Below are 18,006 nucleotides of genomic sequence, written 5' to 3'. Positions count from 1 at the left end.
CCCTTTTCCTCGCTACCCAGTGGCGCCCTAGTGCACGGACTCCATTGGACGCATGCGCCTACGCTAGCCCAGCGACCGACCCTCGTTCCTTTATTTCTCCATCCACGACGAGATGGACAGGGTCCTGCGATCGCGATTCTTCGCCAAGCCTCACTAGAACCCGCTGTGCGGTAACGTCACCTATTTTTCCGAGATCAGGCGCATAGGTGGTAATACCTGATTGCCAGAATCCAAACCATGGTGGATCACCGACTGATACCACCGAGAAATCCTCCGGAATTCTGACACCCACAGACGAACAGTGGTCTGCAAAACCCTCCATTATCGCACTACTTGCCACTACAATCCCAGTGACACCCGATGCCAGCACCTCAGCAGCGGCTTCTCTGCCCCAACTAGCCGAGAACTCCCCGGAAAATACCTGACCGGAAGAATCTGGGAACTCATCTAGTGCACGCGTGAACCCTTCCGCTCTGTTCACCGCAGTCGACCACCTCGGCGGACCCACCATCAAGGCGATGTTACGGTGACCAGCAGAAAGAAGCACACGCGTCAGCCGAGTTAACCCGGTCACTTCATCGGACACCACGGAATCACGTTCGGAATTTCTCGTCCACCGATTCATCTCAATGACAGGAACACCCTGGCCTCCTGGCAAAGTTTCACCAACTGGAATGCTCACCACAGCATCGACCCGCTGATCATGAAATGCTGAGAAACATCGTTTCTCCACTTCGAGATCATTACGACTGACGCCAACGAGAAGCTGGTATCCGGCCTCTTCCAGACTGGACTGGAGCACGGCAGATCCTTCGGCATAGAATTGATTGCGGAGGTCTGGGACAATGAACCCCACCGTCCCAGTCCTGCGTGACCGCAGGGCCCGCGCGACGGCATTCGGCCTGTACCCGAGCTCTTCCACCGCAGTGAGAACTCGCTTCCGAGTCGCCGGATCAACGTACCCACTCTCGTTCAGAGTTCGGGAAACCGTGCTCACGCCCACGCCCGCACGCTGGGCTACATCACGGATCTTAACCACTGCACCGCTCCTTATCGGGTATTACTGTACCAATCCATCCAATCGATAAATCAGCCAAGACCGACAAAACTAATTGCCTGATCCCACACGAACCTACCTCAACATATGCATCCAAAGACGAAGTTGCGTCGAGGTCCGAGTTGACATTGCCACTTCGAACGTTCTCTAGCACCTACGACGCGCAAACGACAGTCTATGAAGAGTACCCCGGCCCCGGCGAAAACCCCCAACACCGACGCCGGACCTCTGAAGGCCTCGTGCGTTTGCCTAGGCCTTCATCGCAAACAACCACGAACCAAATAGATACTGGCTTCACCAGTCCAGAACCGTCCCCTTACCGGCCTGCAGAACATACCTGCCCGCACGAGTCAGGGCGACCTACCAGACCGACGCAACAGGCGATTGACAATCCGGCTGGTCGAACCGCGAACTCGTTCTCAAGGGTAGTTGAATCGTGACCGATCGTGGACGCTACATCGAACATGATGGATTTCCGCAACGCTACCCCGCCCTAATAGGGCGCCACATGAGCCAACCCCCCTAAACCACGGGGCCGCTGAAATACGCAACCAACTGAGACCGCTGCCGTACCCCAGTGGGCCTACCGGTTGCCAACAGCGGACCGATGTCGGCGCGGGATGCCTTCCATCGGAACCTCAGCCACCGGCGACAAGTCCAGGCCGCTTCGGTCAACGGCGACGCTCTGCTCCCTCCCAGCACGCCCAGAGGGAAACACGGAAGATCGACGCCACCGATAGCGTCGACTTGTAGACGAATGGCCCCGACACCCGGATTGCGACGCAGCAGATGCATTGGACCGGGAGCAACGCCGGGCACAGGCCTACCCCTCCAGTGAACGGGCTCTCCGTGCCGTGCAGTCCACAACTTGATTCCGATTCCACCGCTGCTAAGAGCCTTTTCGGGGGCCCTTGCACCGACTCGCAACACCGCAGAACAGGAGAACAGTCTCAACTGGGGGTTGACTGGCGTCCCATCAGCCTCCATACTATGGAAACGATTTCATATGACGCGGGTCACCCCCTGGTGACCGATGTGGAATCGATTTCACTGAAAGGTCCCTATGTCACGAGACACCTTCACCCTCCTCAGCCACCTCTACGCCGACAGCTCCCAGCAGTCCATATTCTCCGAGGAAGCAACAATCGTCAGTTGGCTAAGAGTCGAGGCTGCGCTCGCCCAGGGACAGGCCTCAGTCGGAGTCCTCAGCCAGGAAGATGCAGACGCCATCACCGCGGCTGCGACACTCGACAACGTCGACACCAGCCGACTCTGGACCAGCGCAAAGAACGTAGGTTATCCGATTCTTGGCCTAGTCCAGGAGATATCGCGCGCTCTCCCCTCTGGACCTAACGGACGGGTGCACTACGGGGCGACGACCCAGGACATCATGGACACCGGCCTGGTACTTCAGCTCATCGATTCCCTTGATCTTCTACAGGAACAAGTGAGTGAATGCGGCAATGCCATCGCGACTCTCATTCGGGCACACAGCCATACGATCATGCCGGCAAGAACCCATGCCCAGCACGCAGTCCCCACTACTCTCGGCGCATCACTAGCCACGGTGCTCGACGAATTCGCCCGTCATCTGAATCGATTGCACGAAACCCGAGGTAGGCTCGCTACCGTTTCCCTCGGAGGCGCAGGAGGAACGGGCGCCGCATATGGGGCCAACGCATCAGAGATCCGCGCTGCTGTCGCAGGACGTTTGAACCTGTCCAATTCGACCGTGCCTTGGCACACATCGAGGGACCGACTCGCCGAGTTTGGCCACCTCTACGCCGAAATATCCGCCACCTGCGCCAGGTTGGCGCGAAACGTCGTGGATCTCTCACGAACCGAAATTGGGGAAGTTTTCGAGAAATTCGATAGCCACCGGGGCGCCTCTTCGACCATGCCCCAGAAAGTAAACCCCATCTCCTCAGAGGCCATCATTGGGCTCTCGCAGTCGGTCGCCGGACTAGCGTCAACCATGAGCAGAATTCAAGAGGCCGGTCATGAACGAGCGGCCGGAGAGTGGCAATTGGAATGGGAAGTTCTCCCCAGAATCGCGGTACTGACGGGCAGTACGGTCGCTGAGACAGCCGATCTCGCGACCGGCCTCCGAGTCGATCCAGATAGAATGAAAGAGAACCTCTCCCTCGACCACGGACTAATCATGGCCGAAGCGCACATGATACTCCTCGCAGAACATCTGGGACGAGAAGATGCCCACGAGCTCGTGTACGAGGCCTCCCAGAGGGCCCGTCAAAACAACGAGACTCTCACCGAAGCCCTTCTGACCGAAGCACAAGAAGCCGGGCACGATAGCTCTGTGCTAGCCGCCATCAATGGCACAGAAGGATACCTCGGAGAGTCCGTGGATATTTCGGCAACCGCAGTCACGCATTGGAATGAGGCGGTTCGCAAAACTCCAGAAGAAGGGAGTAACCGATGACAACCTCTTCCACCACAAAATCGGCACCCGATAAAGCGGGAGCAACCCCCCTATCCTCGCAAGAAAACAAGGCCGATAGAATCAGAAGACTATTGGGTACTTGGCTCGCCCTTCCCATTCTTCTCATCGCTCTCCTAGTTCCCACGAGCCTAGCTACTGAGCAGCAGAATCTACTTGCAGTGCTTGGCCTGGTGATACTGCTGTGGCTCACAGAGGCACTCCCGATCCCCGTAACGGCTCTTCTTGGAATCTCCCTACTGGTTGTACTGGGAGTGGCCCCGGCGGCGGAAATCTTCGGAGCATTCGGATCGACCACCATCTTTCTCGTGATCGGGGCATTCATGATTGCCCGAGCCATGACCGTTCACGGCCTTGATCGAAGATTCGCTCTGAGTGTTCTTTCCCTCCCCGGAGTAGGACACAGTACTTACCGCACCGCGCTGGCGTTCGGCGCAGTTGCCCTCGCTATTTCGGGCTTTATCTCCAGCTCTGCAACGGCAGCGATGCTACTTCCTATCGGTATCGGCATTGCCGGGACGGTAGGAAAGATTATCCAGGAGGCGCATCCCGAGAAAACGGTTAGCGAGCTACGCTTCTCCTGCTTGATCATGCTCAGCATTGCGTACGGTGCGTCCGTAGGAGGGCTACTCACTCCGGTCAGTGGGCCAGCCAACCTCATCGGTCGAGGTTTGATCGAGCAACAGACGGGAACCACGATCAACTTCGTGGATTGGATGATCATCTCCGTTCCCTATATTGCTATCATGGGATTCATAATGGCGGTTATTGTTTGTCTATTAAATCGACCCGAAGTACGCCACATTCCCAATGGGCAGGAGATATTCCAAGAACAGCTGAAGAGTCTTGGACGTATGAGCTTTGCCGAAAAGGCCGTTATATCGATTTTCGGAACAGTAGTCGTTCTATGGATCGCGCCGAGCCTCGTTGATTTTCTATCCTCACCACCCGCTTGGATGATCAATCTCAGCGACCACCTGAATGAGGGAGCAATTCCGGTGATCGGTGCCGCACTCTTGTTCTGCATTCCCGCTCGTCGCGGCGGGAGGCAACCAGTTCTTTCTTGGCCGGATGCAGTGAAGATTGATTGGGGAACGGTTCTACTGGTCGGAGCAGGGCTTACTTTCGGGTCGATGATGACCCAGACGGAGCTCGCGACCACTCTTGGAAATGGATTGGCCGACGTGACGGGAGTGAGCACTACATTTGCCCTCACTACGCTCGCGGTAGTGTTCGGACTTGTCGTATCCGAGACCGTCAGCAACACTGCTAGCGTGGGAATCCTACTTCCCATCATCATCCCGATCGCCACAGCGGCGAACATTGATCCCGTAGTCCCCGCAATGGCTGGAATTATTGCGGCGTCTTCAGGCGCGATGCTGCCGATATCCACCCCGCCGAATGCGATTGTCTACGGCTCTGGGATGGTACCGATCAGCAGGATGGTACGGACTGGAGTTATCTGCGACTTAATCAGTATCGTGCTTATCATCGGCCTTGCAATGAGCATTATGCTCTTTGTCTTCAACTAAGGCCGTGCTAGAAGGGCACCGCCAAGAAGTCCGAAGAAGTCATCGTCCTGGAGACGACATGGGAATCCGGCCAAGGTTTCCACTAAAGAATCGTCCCCCGCTCTCGCTAGCACGATGTTATCTGCTATCGACAGGTCACCTTGAGCACGCTGGCCCGACGCGAAGTAGGTGATCGAATCTGACATCGTCTGCAATGGTTGATGTCGTCATCGGAAAATTCAGTGCCCCCAGTCGGACTCGAACCGACACTGCGCGGATTTTAAGTCCGCTGCCTCTGCCAATTGGGCTATAGGGGCGGGAGCGCGCTAACTGTTGCGCTCGATGACCTCGGCGAGGATACCGTCAAGGATATCCTTCTCACTCACCGTGATCGACGTCAGGCCCCGGTCCAGAAAGCGGGACGCAAAGGCGTCGATCACGATCGCGCCGCCACCGATCACGTCCGCACGGCCCGGGTGCATCGCCGCATGCGCGCGCCGCTGCTCCACAGTCTCCCCCAGCAGGGAACGCGCCGTGGACCGGAACTCCTCCAGGTCCAGATCCGACATGTGGGTCCGCTCCGGGTTGTACTCGCTCAGCCCCTTCTGGATCGCGGCCACAGTGGTCACCGTGCCCGCCACCCCGACCACGCGGGCGACGGACCCCAGATCCACGTTCGCCTCCACGGTTTCCATCAGCCCGTCGACGTAGGTGCGCGCCTCGGCAATCTCCTCGTCGGTGGGCGGCACGGAGTGCAGGTAACGCTCGGTGAGCCGCACACAGCCCATATCCGCCGAGTACGCCTGGCCCGATCCGTCGCCGTAGGCGTCGACGACGAACTCGGTGGAGCCGCCGCCCAGGTCGATCACGCAGACCGGGCCGTCGACCTCACCCAGGTCGGCCACCGCGCCGGCGAAGGACAACTGCGCCTCGCGCACCCCGGAGACAACCTCAGCCTGCACACCAGGAGCCACCCGACCCAGGTGACGGCGGGTGATGGCGAAGAAGTCCTCGCGGTTCTCCGCGTCACGCGTGGCCGAGGTGGCCCCCATCATCACGTCGGTGACACCGTTCATGATCATCCGGTCAGCGTAGATGCCCAGCGCCTCGTCGACGCGGTCCAGCGCAGCATCAGCAAAACGCCCCGTGGCGTCCACCCCCTGGCCGAGTCGGACGATGATGTTGTCGCGGTTGATCTCCCGCAACGTCCCGTCCTCAAGAACCTCGCTGATCAGCAGACGGATGGAATTCGTACCGCAGTCGATGGCGGCGTAGGTGCCAGTCACTGGTCCTCCTCGTCAGAACGGTCATAGGTCATTTCGTCGACGTGCTCGTCGAAAGCAGCCTCGATGGACGTACCGAGGTCTTCGGGCGTCGGCCAGTCCGCGGGGATGGCGGTGCCGGACAGCTTCGGGGTGTGCGCGGCGGCCAGGGCCACGGCCTCGGTGCCGAGCCGCACCCGCGACGGCCCCTCGGCAAGTGCGTACGCGATGAGCACGTGCAGGCACTTCACTCGGTCGGGCATGCCGCCGCCGGAGAAGTCAGTTCCCAGGGATTCGATGGCGTTGCGCTCGGCGAGGAAGTGCTCGTGGGCCGCCTGGTAGTCGGCGGCGAGCTCGGCGTCCTCCCCCAGCCGCGCCTGCATCGTGCGCATCACACCGGCGACCTCCAGGCGGGACGCCTCGGCGGTGAGCCGCGGGTCGGTGAGGTAGTACAGCGTGGGGAACGGGGTGCCGTCCGGCAGCCGCGGGGCGGTCTTCACCACGGCCGGCGCGCCGTCCGGCGTGCGGTAAGAGACCTCGATCGCGCCACGGATCTTGCGTCCGAGCTGACGGGACATGGTCTCGTAGTCGGCGTCGCTGACGGTACTCTCAGTCACTACTGTGCTCCCTGCTGTTGCTGTTGCTGCTGCTCCTGCAGTTCGCGCTGCAGGTCCGGGTCGCCCTCCTGGGCGGGGTCCTCCGGCTGGTCTGGATCAATCGGCAGATTACCGGAACCGCCATCGGAGCCACCGTCCTGCCCCTCGTCACCGGAGCCGTCACCGTCGTCCTCGTCGTCCGGCGTGGCGACCGAACCCCACAGCTGGGTGTACCAGGGGTCCGGCTCGGTTTCGTCCTGCTCCATGCCGGGATCGGTCGGTGAACTGGTGTCGATGCGCGGGTCCATCAGCCTGAAGGCCGACTCCCCCGGCTCCACGACACCCAGGCGGGTGCGTGCCTGTTCGCGGACGTAGGCCTCGCTGTTGTAGCGGTCGAGTTCCTCGTTGAGATCATCGCGCTCGGCGAGCTGACGCTCGATCGTGGCATTGACCTCGGCGAGTTCGGCGCGCTGTTGGAAGTAGTTGCGCAGCGGAGTGGCCACGGACAGGGCGACGAAGGCGAGCACCAGGATCACCGCGACGGTGACCAGCGGGTTGACCTTCTTCGGCAGCTCCACGAAGGAGCGGGCCAGTTTGCGGGGCGCCTGACGCACCTCGCGCTGGCGGCGGTCACGGCCCTCCACGGACCGTGGTCGTGGCAGACCGGGACCGTCGGTCCGGGCGCTGTCGCGCTCGTCCGACGGTCTCGTGTCTTCCCGGTCCCTCCGGTCACGCGTTCCCATAGGGGACGATACTAGCCCGTTGCCGCGCGACTACTTCGCAGTGAACCGCGGGAAGGCGGAAGCGCCGGCGTAGACGGCGGCACCTTCCAGGTAGCTCTCGATGCGCAGCAGCTGGTTGTACTTGGCCACGCGCTCGGAACGGGCCGGGGCACCGGTCTTGATCTGGCCGCAGTTCAGGGCGACGGCCAGGTCGGCGATGGTGGTGTCCTCGGTCTCACCGGAGCGGTGCGACATCATGGTCTTGTAGCCGGAGTTGTGGGCCAGGGCGACCGCGTCGAAGGTCTCGGTGAGGGTACCGATCTGGTTGACCTTGACCAGCAGGGCGTTGGCGACATCCTCGTCGATACCGCGGCGCAGACGCTCCGGGTTGGTGACGAAGAGGTCGTCGCCGACGAGCTGGACCTTGTCGCCGATCTCGGCGGTGAGCTTCGCCCAACCCTCCCAGTCGTCCTCGTGCAGCGGGTCCTCGATGGAGACCAGGGCGTACTCGTCGACGAGCTCGCCGTAGACCTTGGCCATCTCCTCGGCGGTGCGCTTGCCACCCTCGAAGTTGTAGTGGCCGTCCTCGTAGAACTCGGAGGCGGCGACGTCCAGCGCCAGGGCGACATCGGTGCCGAGGGTGTAACCGGCGGCAGAGATGGCCTCGTCGATGACGTCGAGCGCGGCGCGGGTGGAGTCGACGGAGGGGGCGAAGCCGCCCTCGTCACCCAGGCCGGTGGACAGGCCCTTGTCCTTGAGGACCTTCTTCAGGGAGTGGTAGACCTCGGCGCCGATGCGCAGGGCCTCGCTGAAGGTCTCCGCACCGATCGGGGCGATCATGAACTCCTGGACGTCCACACCGGAGTCGGCGTGAGCGCCACCGTTGAGGATGTTCATCATCGGCACCGGCAGGACGTGGCCGTTGGGGCCGCCCACGTAGCGGAAGAGCTGCAGGCCGGCGGACTCGGCGGCGGCCTTGGCCACGGCCATGGACACGCCCAGGATGGCGTTCGCGCCGAGACGGGACTTGTTGGGGGTGCCGTCCAGCTCGATCATGGCCTGGTCGACGAGACGCTGGTCGTCGGCTTCGAGTCCGGCGAGAGCCTCGTCGATCTCGTCGATGACGTTGCGGACGGCCTCGAGCACGCCCTTGCCGAGGTAGCGGTCGCCACCGTCGCGCAGCTCGTGGGCCTCGTGGACACCGGTCGAGGCACCGGAGGGCACGGCGGCGCGGCCGACGGAGCCGTCGTCCAGACCGACCTCGACCTCGACGGTCGGATTACCACGGGAGTCCAGGATTTCGCGGGCGATGATCTGCATGATTTCGGCCATGTGGCTGTCAGCCTCCTCGGCTGGGAATGTCGGTGGATATCAGACACCACCATTCTGCCCTATCCGCCGCCGGTGCGTCAGGCAGCTTGGCCGAGGGCGTAGTTCGCCGCGGCGTCGCGCACCTCGATCATGTACTCCTCGGAGCGGTTGTAGGCGAACAGCGCCCGGGTCCACCCGTCGGTGGTGTCGAGGTCGCGGTCGTTTCCGCAGAGCAGACGGCCGGACGCCGCGGCGGCGTCGGCGATGTCGTGGGGGTCTCCCCCGGCACCGTAGGTCCCCCACGTTTCGGGGAGGAACTGCATCGGCCCCACCGCCCGGTCGTACTCGGGGTCGCCGTCGAGTTCGCCGTTGTCGGTGTCGGGGATCTCCATGAAGCTGCCCGAACCGTCCAGCCGCGGGCCGATGATCTGCCCGCCGTCGGCACCGGCACCGTAGGTGCCGTGGTGGGATTCCACGTACCCGATGCCGGCCAGGGTGTTCCAGGCCAGGTTGCAGGACGGGAACTCGTTCGCGGCGGTCTGCGCGCCGGCGATGTAGCCCTCGAGGTGGTCCTCGGGGATCGCCAGCGTCTCGGCGGTGGCGGCAACGTCGTGCACCCTCACCGCGCGGGCCGGCGGGACATCGTCGGGCACCGGGACGCGTTCTTCCTCGGGCTCCTGCTCGTCGACGAGGAAGACGCCGACCACGATCACCACCAGCAACACGGTGATGAGCAGGCCGAGGAACCCGCCGCAGCCTGCACGTCCGCTGGGACGGGCGCGTTCTACTCCAGTGCTCCCGGTGTCCCCTGCAGTCACGCCTCCTCCGCGCGGCACAGGATCGCCGACAGGGAGGCGACGGACAGCTGGACGTCGCGCCCGTCGACGCCGAGCACGGCCATATCCGGGTAGGGACGCTCCCCGACCACCAGGTGGACGCCGGGGGCGATGCCGTTGTCCTGCAGGTAGCGCAGCAGCGCGCCATCGCGGTCGCTGACCCGGTCGACGAGCAGGCGTTGACCCTCGGTCGCCTCGGCCAGGGGCCGGGTCTCCGGCGCGGTGATGGTGCCCTCGTCATCGGGGATCGGGTCGCCGTGCGGGTCGCGCACGGGGTGGCCCATGATCGTGTCGATGCGGGCGATGAAGGTATCGGACACGGCGTGTTCGAGCACCTCGGCCTCGTCGTGGACCTCGTCGACGCCGTAGTCGAGTTCGCGCAGCAAATAGGTCTCGATCAGGCGGTGGCGCCGCACCATCTGCAACGCCAGGCGGCGCCCGTCGTCGCTGAGTGTGATGTCACCGTACGGCGCGTGGACCACGAGGCCTTCGGCGACCAGCCGCTTGACGGCCTCCGAGGCGGTGGAGCGACGTTGCCCCAGTTCGTCGGCGAGGACGGAGAGGGACGCGCCGCTGCGGTCCCACTCCTGGAGGTCGTAGATCTTCTTGAGGTAGTCCTGCGACCGGTCGGGCAGATCGGTGACATGCATGGCGGAGACTTTACCCCACCCTGACCTCCGTTCTGCCGCCACTTCGGCGCATGTTTGCAAGTTCCCAACGTGAAAGTATAGAGTTCGCCCTATTGAACTCATGACAGCAACGAGGAGAACTCACGTGAGAAGTACCCCTGCCGCCGCCGTACTCGCCGCCGCCTGCGGCCTCACTGCCTGCAGCAATGCAACATCCGACGACACCCCGCAGGTGCTCGCCACCTTCACGATCCTGGCCGACATGGCCCAGCAGGTCGCCGGCGATACCCTCGAGGTCGCCTCGCTGACCCGCCCCGGCGCGGAGATCCACGGCTACGACCCCACCCCCGGCGACATCCGCACCGCCGCCGGCGCCGAGGTGATCCTGAGCAACGGGCTGGGTCTGGAGAACTGGGTCGACAAACTCACCGCCGATTCGGACGCCACCCGCGTCACCGTCACCGAGGGCATCGACCCGCTGCCCATCGCCGGCACGGACGAGCCGAACCCGCACGCCTGGATGAGTCCGACGCTGGCGACGTCCTACGTCGACAACATCGCCGACGCCCTCAGCGACCACCGCCCGGCGGACGCCGACACCTTCCGCGCCAACGCGGCGTCCTACAGGGAACAGCTCGACGAGGTGCGCAGCGACCTCGTCGACGGCCTCGCCCACCTGCCGGAGAACCAGCGCGTGCTGCAGACCTGCGAGGGCGCATTCAGTTACCTCACCGCGGACGCCGGACTGACCGAGAGTTACATCTGGCCGGTCAATTCCTCCGCGCAGATCACCCCGGCCCAGGTCCGGGACGCCGCCGACGTGGTCCGCGACAACGACGTCCCCGCGGTCTTCTGCGAATCCACCGTGGACCCCGGCCCGAAGGAGCAGCTCATCCGCGAGACCGGCGCGCAGGACGGCGGCACCCTCTACGTCGACTCGCTGACCGATGCCGACGGCGATGCCCCGACCTACCTCGACCTCATCCGTCACGACGTCGACACCATCGTCGCCGGCTTAGGTGGCGAGCAGGGTGGTCAGCAGTGACCCCGGCGATCGATCTGCAGCACGTCTCGGTGACCTACGGGCAGGTCCAGGCCCTGCAGGACGTCTGCCTCACCCTGCCCGCCGGCGCCGTCCATGGCCTGGTCGGTATCAACGGCGCCGGCAAGTCCACGCTCTTCGGCGTGCTCACCGGTTCCATCCGGCCGGACGCCGGCACGGTGCGCGTCCCCGGCCCCGTCGCCTATGTCCCGCAGTCCGAGAAGGTCGACTGGACGTTCCCGGTGAGCGTGCGCGACGTGGTCACGGCCGGACGCCACGGGCACATGGGCCCGTTGCGGCGTCCGCGCGCCGCCGACCGCCGCGCCGTGGACGACGCCCTGGCCCGCACCGACCTCACCGACCTCGCCGGACGCCAGATCGGCCAGCTCTCCGGCGGGCAGCGAAAGCGCGCCTTCGTCGCCCGCGGGCTGGCGCAGGACGCCGCGACGGTGCTGCTGGACGAACCCTTCGCCGGCGTGGATCGGCCGAGCCAGCGCACCGTCTCCGACCTGCTGCGCACCCTGGCCGACGACGGCCGGTGCGTGCTCATCGCCACCCACGACCTGGCGTCCGTACCCGGGCTGTGCGATACCGCCACCCTGCTGCAGCGCACCGTGGTCGCCCACGGCGCCCCGTCGGACGTCCTGGACAGGATGGTGCACTGATGGTCGAGTTACTGCTGGAACCCCTGCAGTACGGGTTCATCCAGCGCGCCCTGCTGGTGGCCACGGTCACCGCGGTGACCGCCGGGCTATTGTCCTGCTGGTTGGTGTTGATCGGCTGGTCGCTGATGGGCGATGCGGTGTCCCACGCCGTGCTGCCGGGTGTGGTGGTGTCCTATATCCTCGGCTGGCCTTTCGCCGTGGGCGCGCTCATCGCCGCCCTGCTGGCCGTCGGCATGGTCGGTGCGGTGGGGAGACGCACCACGCTGAAGGGCGATACCGCCATCGGCGTGATCTTCACCGCGCTGTTCGCCCTGGGACTGGTGCTGTCGTCGGTGACCCCGGCGGGTACGAACCTGCAGGAGATTCTCTTCGGCAACCTGCTCGGCATCACCCACGACTCCCTGGTGCAGGTGCTCGTCTTCGGCACGGTCGCGCTGGTGGTGATGCTGGTGATGCGCCGCAACATCACCGCCTGGGCCTTCGACGCCGAGCATTCCCGCATCGTCGGCATGCCGACCGGGCTGATCCGCTGGACGGTGATGGTGTGCCTGGCGCTGGTGGTGGTCGCCTCGATGCAGGCGGTGGGTGTGATCCTCGTCGTCGCCCTGCTGATCACCCCGGGTGCCACGGCCTACCTGCTCACCAGACGCATCGGACGCATGATGCTCATCGCCCCGGCCGTGGCCTGGGTCAGCTCGATCGTCGGCATCTGGGCGAGCTTCTACCTGGATGTGTCCACCGGCGGATCGATCGTGCTGGTCCAGGCCGGTTTCTTCGTGCTGGTCTACCTCTTCGCTCCGCGGGAGGGACTGGTCACTACCGCGGTGCGCCGGGCTACTTCCCCCAGCCCTCCGGTGCCTCCTGTGCCGGCTCACCACTGAAACGGTGCTCCAGCTCCCGGCGGAACTCCTCGACCGCACCGATCAGTCGGTTGTCGGAGTCGCCAACATTGTCGCGCTCCAGCCCGATCATCGGGAAGCGGATGTCGGTGGGGATCTCCGAGTCGTGCAAGCCGTGCCCGCGGGCCAGGATGATGACCTCCTCGGCTGCCGACAGAGCCGACGGCGCAGCCGGCGCGGCAGGTGCCGCAGCCTCCGGGGTGTGCACCGCCGCGAAGCTGGAGGCATGCGGCTCCTGCCGCCCGGTGTTCTCGGTGATTTCCGGGGTGGGTTCGGGCTTGTAGGGAGGCTTGCCCTCGGCGGCACGGCCCTCGGCCCACAGCCGGTCCTGCTCTTCGCGGGACACCGGACGCTCCACGTCCTCGAAGAGGTACGGCGCACGCGAGCGCATCTTGGCGACGAAAGCACCGGCCACGTGGCCGATGTCGAAGGAGCCGCGCTGGTTGGCGATCTCGGCGTGGAAGAGCACCTGCAGCAGGATATCGGCCAGCTCGCGGCACAGTTCCTGTTCATCGGACTGCTCATCGGAGCCATCCTCGGCGAGCCGGTCGATGACTTCAGCGAGCTCCTCGGTCTCCTCGCGCAGGTAGGCCAGCAGGCTGCGGTGGGTCTGGGACTGCTCCCACTCCCCCTGCCTCATCGCCCGGGTCATCAACGCCACCGCGTCCTCGACCTCGTCGATCACCGAGGACGGCACCTCGGTGCGCGAGGTGCGCCGCATCCCGGCGACCGCGGCGGTGTGATCGTCCGTGCCGACGATCTCCCCGTCCACGACGCCGCCACCGGAGTAGTCGATCTCCGGCACGGGCGCCTCGGCGGCGCCCGGTGCCTCGATCTCCCGGTCACCGGCCATCTCCATCAGCAGGCTGGGTGCCTTGACCAGCACATCGCCGCGCTCAAGGCGCTCAGCGACGGCCTCATTGGCGAGGTCGGTGGTGACGATCACGTCGGTGTCGTCGACGGTGTGTCCACCGAGGTCGGCGATGACCCAGCGGATGCGGACCGGCACCTCCTCGGTGTAGCAGACGTCATCACCGAGCAGCGGTACCGCCTCGACAGGCAGCATCGCGGGGAACCTGGGATCCAGCAGCACGACGGACATGGAGGTCAGTGTACCGGTTCACCGTTCGGTCTCAGCGGGTAACCGGCTCCGTGTGTCCGCCGGCGCCGGTGATCTCCCGGCGCGGCACGCCCGCCAGGTCCGTCAGGGCATTGGCGCACCACTGCACAAGGTCGAGGTCCCGCAGGGCGACGGCCCGCATCCCGGACCCCTCCTTAGGCACCGGGACCAGCACGGTCTTGGGTGTTGCCCGGTAGGTTGCCGCCGGGAACAGCCGCTTGAGTCGCACCTGCCCGGAGTCCGCCAGGGTGATCGGCGAGAAGCTGATCTTCGCCCCGGTCTGGATGACCTCGGTGACGTCCAGGTCGCGGCACACCATGCGCAGACGGGCGACGACCACCAGGCGCTGCACCTCCTCGGGGATGTCGCCGTAGCGGTCGCGTAGCTCCTCGAGGACGTGGGCCAGCGACTCGTCGTCGGTGGCCTCGGCGAACTTGCGGTAGGCCTCCAGTCGCAGCCGCTCGCTGGCGATGTAGGTCACCGGGATGTGCGCGTCTACCGGCAGGTCGATGCGGATCTCGCGGCGCTCGGCGGTGTCGGAACCGTCCACGGTCTCGCCGTCGGCCATCGCGCGGAAGGCCTCCACGGCCTCCCCGACCAGCCGGACGTACAGGTCGAAGCCGACCCCGGCGATGTGACCGGACTGCTCGGCGCCGAGCACATTGCCGGCACCGCGCATCTCCAGGTCCTTCATCGCCACGGCCATGCCCGCGCCGAGGTCGTTGTTCTGCGCGATGGTGGTCAGCCGGTCGTAGGACGTCTCGGTGAGCGTCTCCCCCTTCGGGTAGAGGAAGTAGGCGTAGGCGCGTTCCCGGGAGCGTCCCACGCGGCCGCGCAGCTGGTGGAGCTGCGACAGGCCCATGTGGTGGGCGTTCTCCACGATCAGGGTGTTGGCGTTGGCGATGTCCAGGCCGGTCTCCACGATGGTGGTACACACCAGCACGTCGAACTCACGGTCCCAGAAACCCTGCACCGTGGTCTCCAGCTGCTCCTCGCTCATCTGCCCGTGGGCGACGACCACCCGGGCCTCGGGCACGAGCTGGCGGATCCGCGAGGCGGTCTCCTCAATACTCTTGACCTTGTTGTGCACGTAGAACACCTGACCATCGCGCAGCAGCTCACGACGCACCGCCGCGGCGACGTGCTTCTCGTCCTGCGAGCCGACATAGGTCAGCACCGGGTGCCTATCCTGCGGCGGGGTGAGGATCGTGGACATCTCCCGGATGCCGGCCATCGACATCTCCAGGGTGCGCGGGATCGGTGTAGCGGACATGGTCAGCACGTCGACGTGGGTACGCAGCGACTTGATGTGCTCCTTGTGCTCCACTCCGAAGCGCTGCTCCTCGTCGACGATGATCAGCCCGAGGTTCTTCCACTGGATCCCGGTGCCCAGTAGCCGGTGGGTGCCGATCACGATGTCCACGGTGCCATCGGCCATGCCGGCGAAGACCTCGGTGGACTCCTTCGGCGAGGTGAACCGCGACAGTTCCCGGATCTGCGTGGGAAAATCCTGCATCCGGTCGATGAAGGTGCGGTAGTGCTGTTGGGCCAGCAGGGTGGTCGGCACCAGCAGGGCGACCTGCTTGCCGGACTGCACCGCCTTGAAGGCGGCGCGCACGGCGACCTCGGTCTTGCCGTAGCCCACGTCGCCCACGATGACCCGGTCCATGGGCACCGGCTTCTCCATGTCGCCCTTAACCGCCTCGATGGCGTTGAACTGGTCCTCGGTCTCGGTGTAGGGAAAGGCCTCCTCCATCTGCCGCTGCCAGGGCGAGTCCGGGTCGAAGGCGTAGCCGGGCGCGGCCTGCCTCGCGGCGTAGAGCTGCACCAGTTCTCCGGCGATCTCCCGCACGGCACCGCGGGCCTTCTTCTTGGTGTTCTTCCAGTCCGAGCCGCCCATCTTCGACAGTGCGGGCTTCTCGCCGCCGACGTAGCGCGACAGCAGGTCGAGCTGGTCCATCGGCACGTACAGCTGGTCGCCGGGGCCGCCACGCTTGGACGGGGCGTACTCCAGCACCAGGTACTCGCGCCGCGAGGCGTCGGCGCCCTTGCCGATGGTGCGTTCGGTCATCTTCACGAACTTGCCGATGCCGTGCTGGTCGTGGACCACCAGGTCCCCGGGGGCCAGGGCCAGCGGGTCGACCCGGTTGCGCTTCTTGGCGGGTTTACGACGCCCCGTCGCGCTGGCCTCCACGCGGTTGCCGGTGACGTCGGACTCGGTGACGAAGAGCAGGTCGGTGGTGTCCAGCCCGCCGTGGGCGGCGGCCTGGTAGATGCTGACGGTGCCGGTGGACGGCACCTCGTCGGCGGTGCGCTTCGAGCGGCGCATCCGTCCCTGCCCGGTGATGCCGTCGAGTTCGACGTCCACCGCCTCGGCGGCGATGCCGGCCTCGCGGAAGCGGCGCAGCATGCGCGCCACGATCGCGGGGGACGGTGCGGCGTAGGCGACCCGTCCGCCGCCCTCGACCCGACGCCGGATCGCCGACATCAGCTGGCCGATGGCCTCCATGTCACCGTGGGGTGCGGGCGCGACCTCGAAGTCGAGCAGCAGCGGCTCGGCGTCGGAATCGTCCCAGTCCGCGACGCCCGTGGGCGACAGCGTCCACCACGGCGCGCCCAGGGCGTCCTGCGTGGCGCGCAGGGACGCCAGCGTGCGGTAACCCGCGCGGTCTACGTCCTGCGAGTCCTGCGAACTATCCGCAATCGCGGCGACGTCCACCGGCGCGGCGCCGCCCATCGCCGCGACCTCCCACCCGGCGGCGAGGAACTCGCGGCCGGTGGCGATGAGGTCCTCGGCGCGTCGTTCCACGGCCGCCGGGGTGAGCACCACGGTGTGCGCGCCGTCCGGCATCAGCTCGGGCAGGGTCTGCATCGGGCCGTCGTAGAGCAGCGGGATCAGCGACTCCATACCCTGCACCGGGGTGTGCTGGCTGATCTTGTCGAAGGCCTCGGCGAGTTCCGGGTTACCGGCGTTCTCCCTGGCCAGGGTCTCGGCGCGGCGGGCCACCTCATCGGTGATCAGCAGTTCGCGCACCGGGTGCGCGAGCACCTCGCCGGCGACGGCCTCGGGGATGGTGCGCTGGTCACCGACGGAGAAGGCGCGCACCTCGCTGACCTCGTCGCCCCAGAACTCCACGCGCACGGGCGTCTCGGAGGTGGCGGGGAAGATATCGAGGATGCCACCGCGGGTGGCGAACTCGCCGCGGCGTCCGACCACGTCGGAGTGGGTGTAGCCGAACTCCACGAGGCGTTGCTGCACCTCGGAGAAGTCCAGTTCCACGCCCTCGACCAGACGCACCGGCTCCACCTCGCCGAGTCCGGCCATCACCGGCTGCACCACCGAGCGCGTGGGCGCGACCAGCACGTTCACCTCGCCGTGGGCGAGCCGGTAGAGCGCCTGGCGACGCTGCGACACCGTCTCCACCCCCGGCGACAGCCGTTCGTGCGGCAGCGTCTCCCAGGACGGCACCATCGCCACGGTGTCCCCCAGCATCGCGGTGAGCTGGGCGGTGAGGTCCTCGGCCTGGCGTCCCGTGGCGGTAACCAGCAGCACCGGGCGGTGCCTGGCGAGCGCGCCGACGGCGAATGCCCACGCCGCGTCCGGCCCCTGCATATGAAGACGCTGATCGCCGACGTGGGTGACCATGCCCCGCAGCTTCGGGTCGGAGGCGAGGGAACTCAGCACCCCGGACAGCGGTGGTGTCTGCGGCGACTTCTGCGAGGGACTCATGGGCAACCATCGTAGTATCGCGGCGATCAGGTAGAGTGACCGGTTGACCGGGACGGGTGGATTAACCACCGGTGCCGGACGTTCCCCCATGGTGTAATAGGCAACACTGCGGTTTTTGGTACCGTCATTCCAGGTTCGAGTCCTGGTGGGGGAGCTTCTTTGTCGGGG

The 18,006-nt window shown here is 65.4% G+C and carries 14 protein-coding genes and 2 tRNA genes; 6 read left to right on the top strand and 10 right to left on the bottom strand.

The window, feature by feature from the left end:
• Nucleotides 1-58 precede the first annotated feature (58 nt).
• Nucleotides 59-1,039: a LacI family DNA-binding transcriptional regulator gene (locus ACT3SZ_RS09385; protein WP_444618269.1), complete on the bottom strand. Its 981-nt coding sequence runs from the start codon at nucleotides 1,037-1,039 to the stop codon at nucleotides 59-61.
• 1,081 nt (nucleotides 1,040-2,120) lie between these two features.
• Between ACT3SZ_RS09385 and ACT3SZ_RS09380 the strand changes: the two genes are divergently transcribed.
• Nucleotides 2,121-3,497 (top strand): class-II fumarase/aspartase family protein, encoded by a 1,377-nt coding sequence (locus ACT3SZ_RS09380; RefSeq protein WP_444618268.1) that lies wholly within the window; start codon nucleotides 2,121-2,123, stop codon nucleotides 3,495-3,497.
• A complete protein-coding gene (locus ACT3SZ_RS09375; RefSeq protein ID WP_444618267.1) occupies nucleotides 3,494-5,047 on the top strand; it encodes an SLC13 family permease in 1,554 nt (517 codons plus the stop codon). Before ACT3SZ_RS09380 ends, ACT3SZ_RS09375 begins: the two co-directional genes overlap by 4 nt.
• 222 nt (nucleotides 5,048-5,269) lie before the next feature.
• Here ACT3SZ_RS09375 and ACT3SZ_RS09370 read toward each other — a convergent pair.
• From ACT3SZ_RS09370 to ACT3SZ_RS09340, 7 genes are all read right to left on the bottom strand, one after another.
• Nucleotides 5,270-5,343, bottom strand: a tRNA-Leu gene (locus tag ACT3SZ_RS09370).
• A 9-nt stretch (nucleotides 5,344-5,352) separates the two neighbouring features.
• On the bottom strand, nucleotides 5,353-6,312 hold the full coding sequence (locus tag ACT3SZ_RS09365) for a Ppx/GppA phosphatase family protein (RefSeq protein WP_444618266.1): 960 nt from the start codon (nucleotides 6,310-6,312) through the stop codon (nucleotides 5,353-5,355).
• Nucleotides 6,309-6,866 carry a DUF501 domain-containing protein gene (locus ACT3SZ_RS09360; RefSeq protein ID WP_444618353.1) on the bottom strand — a complete coding sequence of 186 codons (558 nt, stop codon included), beginning with the start codon at nucleotides 6,864-6,866 and terminating at the stop codon, nucleotides 6,309-6,311. The genes ACT3SZ_RS09365 and ACT3SZ_RS09360 overlap by 4 nt, the downstream gene beginning before the upstream one ends.
• A gap of 38 nt (nucleotides 6,867-6,904) precedes the next feature.
• Nucleotides 6,905-7,627, bottom strand: coding sequence for an FtsB family cell division protein (locus ACT3SZ_RS09355; protein ID WP_444618265.1), 723 nt, complete (start codon nucleotides 7,625-7,627; stop codon nucleotides 6,905-6,907).
• A gap of 30 nt (nucleotides 7,628-7,657) precedes the next feature.
• A complete protein-coding gene (gene eno / locus ACT3SZ_RS09350) occupies nucleotides 7,658-8,938 on the bottom strand; it encodes a phosphopyruvate hydratase (protein WP_301443158.1) in 1,281 nt (426 codons plus the stop codon).
• Between the two features lie 77 nt (nucleotides 8,939-9,015).
• Nucleotides 9,016-9,735, bottom strand: coding sequence for a lytic transglycosylase domain-containing protein (locus ACT3SZ_RS09345; RefSeq protein ID WP_444618264.1), 720 nt, complete (start codon nucleotides 9,733-9,735; stop codon nucleotides 9,016-9,018).
• The gene (locus ACT3SZ_RS09340) at nucleotides 9,732-10,403 is read right to left on the bottom strand and encodes a metal-dependent transcriptional regulator (protein ID WP_444618263.1); all 672 of its coding nucleotides are present in this window, start codon (nucleotides 10,401-10,403) and stop codon (nucleotides 9,732-9,734) included. The genes ACT3SZ_RS09345 and ACT3SZ_RS09340 overlap by 4 nt, the downstream gene beginning before the upstream one ends.
• A 100-nt stretch (nucleotides 10,404-10,503) precedes the next feature.
• On the opposite strand from ACT3SZ_RS09340, the gene ACT3SZ_RS09335 reads away from it, so the two are divergent.
• Genes ACT3SZ_RS09335 through ACT3SZ_RS09325 form a run of 3 tightly spaced genes read left to right on the top strand, consistent with a single transcriptional unit; the run spans nucleotide 10,504 to nucleotide 12,970 of the window.
• Nucleotides 10,504-11,427: a metal ABC transporter substrate-binding protein gene (locus ACT3SZ_RS09335; RefSeq protein ID WP_444618262.1), complete on the top strand. Its 924-nt coding sequence runs from the start codon at nucleotides 10,504-10,506 to the stop codon at nucleotides 11,425-11,427.
• Nucleotides 11,424-12,089 (top strand): metal ABC transporter ATP-binding protein, encoded by a 666-nt coding sequence (locus ACT3SZ_RS09330; protein WP_444618261.1) that lies wholly within the window; start codon nucleotides 11,424-11,426, stop codon nucleotides 12,087-12,089. Before ACT3SZ_RS09335 ends, ACT3SZ_RS09330 begins: the two co-directional genes overlap by 4 nt.
• Nucleotides 12,089-12,970 carry a metal ABC transporter permease gene (locus ACT3SZ_RS09325; RefSeq protein WP_444618260.1) on the top strand — a complete coding sequence of 294 codons (882 nt, stop codon included), beginning with the start codon at nucleotides 12,089-12,091 and terminating at the stop codon, nucleotides 12,968-12,970. Before ACT3SZ_RS09330 ends, ACT3SZ_RS09325 begins: the two co-directional genes overlap by 1 nt.
• Here ACT3SZ_RS09325 and ACT3SZ_RS09320 read toward each other — a convergent pair.
• Both ACT3SZ_RS09320 and mfd read right to left on the bottom strand, forming a co-directional pair.
• Nucleotides 12,924-14,090, bottom strand: coding sequence for a MazG nucleotide pyrophosphohydrolase domain-containing protein (locus tag ACT3SZ_RS09320; protein ID WP_444618259.1), 1,167 nt, complete (start codon nucleotides 14,088-14,090; stop codon nucleotides 12,924-12,926). The two genes, ACT3SZ_RS09325 and ACT3SZ_RS09320, sit on opposite strands and share 47 nt — an antisense overlap.
• Nucleotides 14,091-14,121: 31 nt before the next feature.
• A complete protein-coding gene (mfd, locus tag ACT3SZ_RS09315) occupies nucleotides 14,122-17,838 on the bottom strand; it encodes a transcription-repair coupling factor (protein ID WP_444618258.1) in 3,717 nt (1,238 codons plus the stop codon).
• Nucleotides 17,839-17,920: 82 nt separating this feature from the next.
• Here mfd and ACT3SZ_RS09310 point away from each other — a divergent pair.
• Nucleotides 17,921-17,992 (top strand) — tRNA-Gln (locus ACT3SZ_RS09310).
• Nucleotides 17,993-18,006 lie beyond the last annotated feature (14 nt).

The sequence above is a fragment of the Corynebacterium sp. AOP40-9SA-29 genome (genome assembly GCF_052377405.1).
In the GTDB taxonomy this organism is placed as follows: Bacteria; Actinomycetota; Actinomycetes; order Mycobacteriales; family Mycobacteriaceae; genus Corynebacterium.
This window is presented reverse-complemented; position numbering and strand designations above follow the sequence as displayed.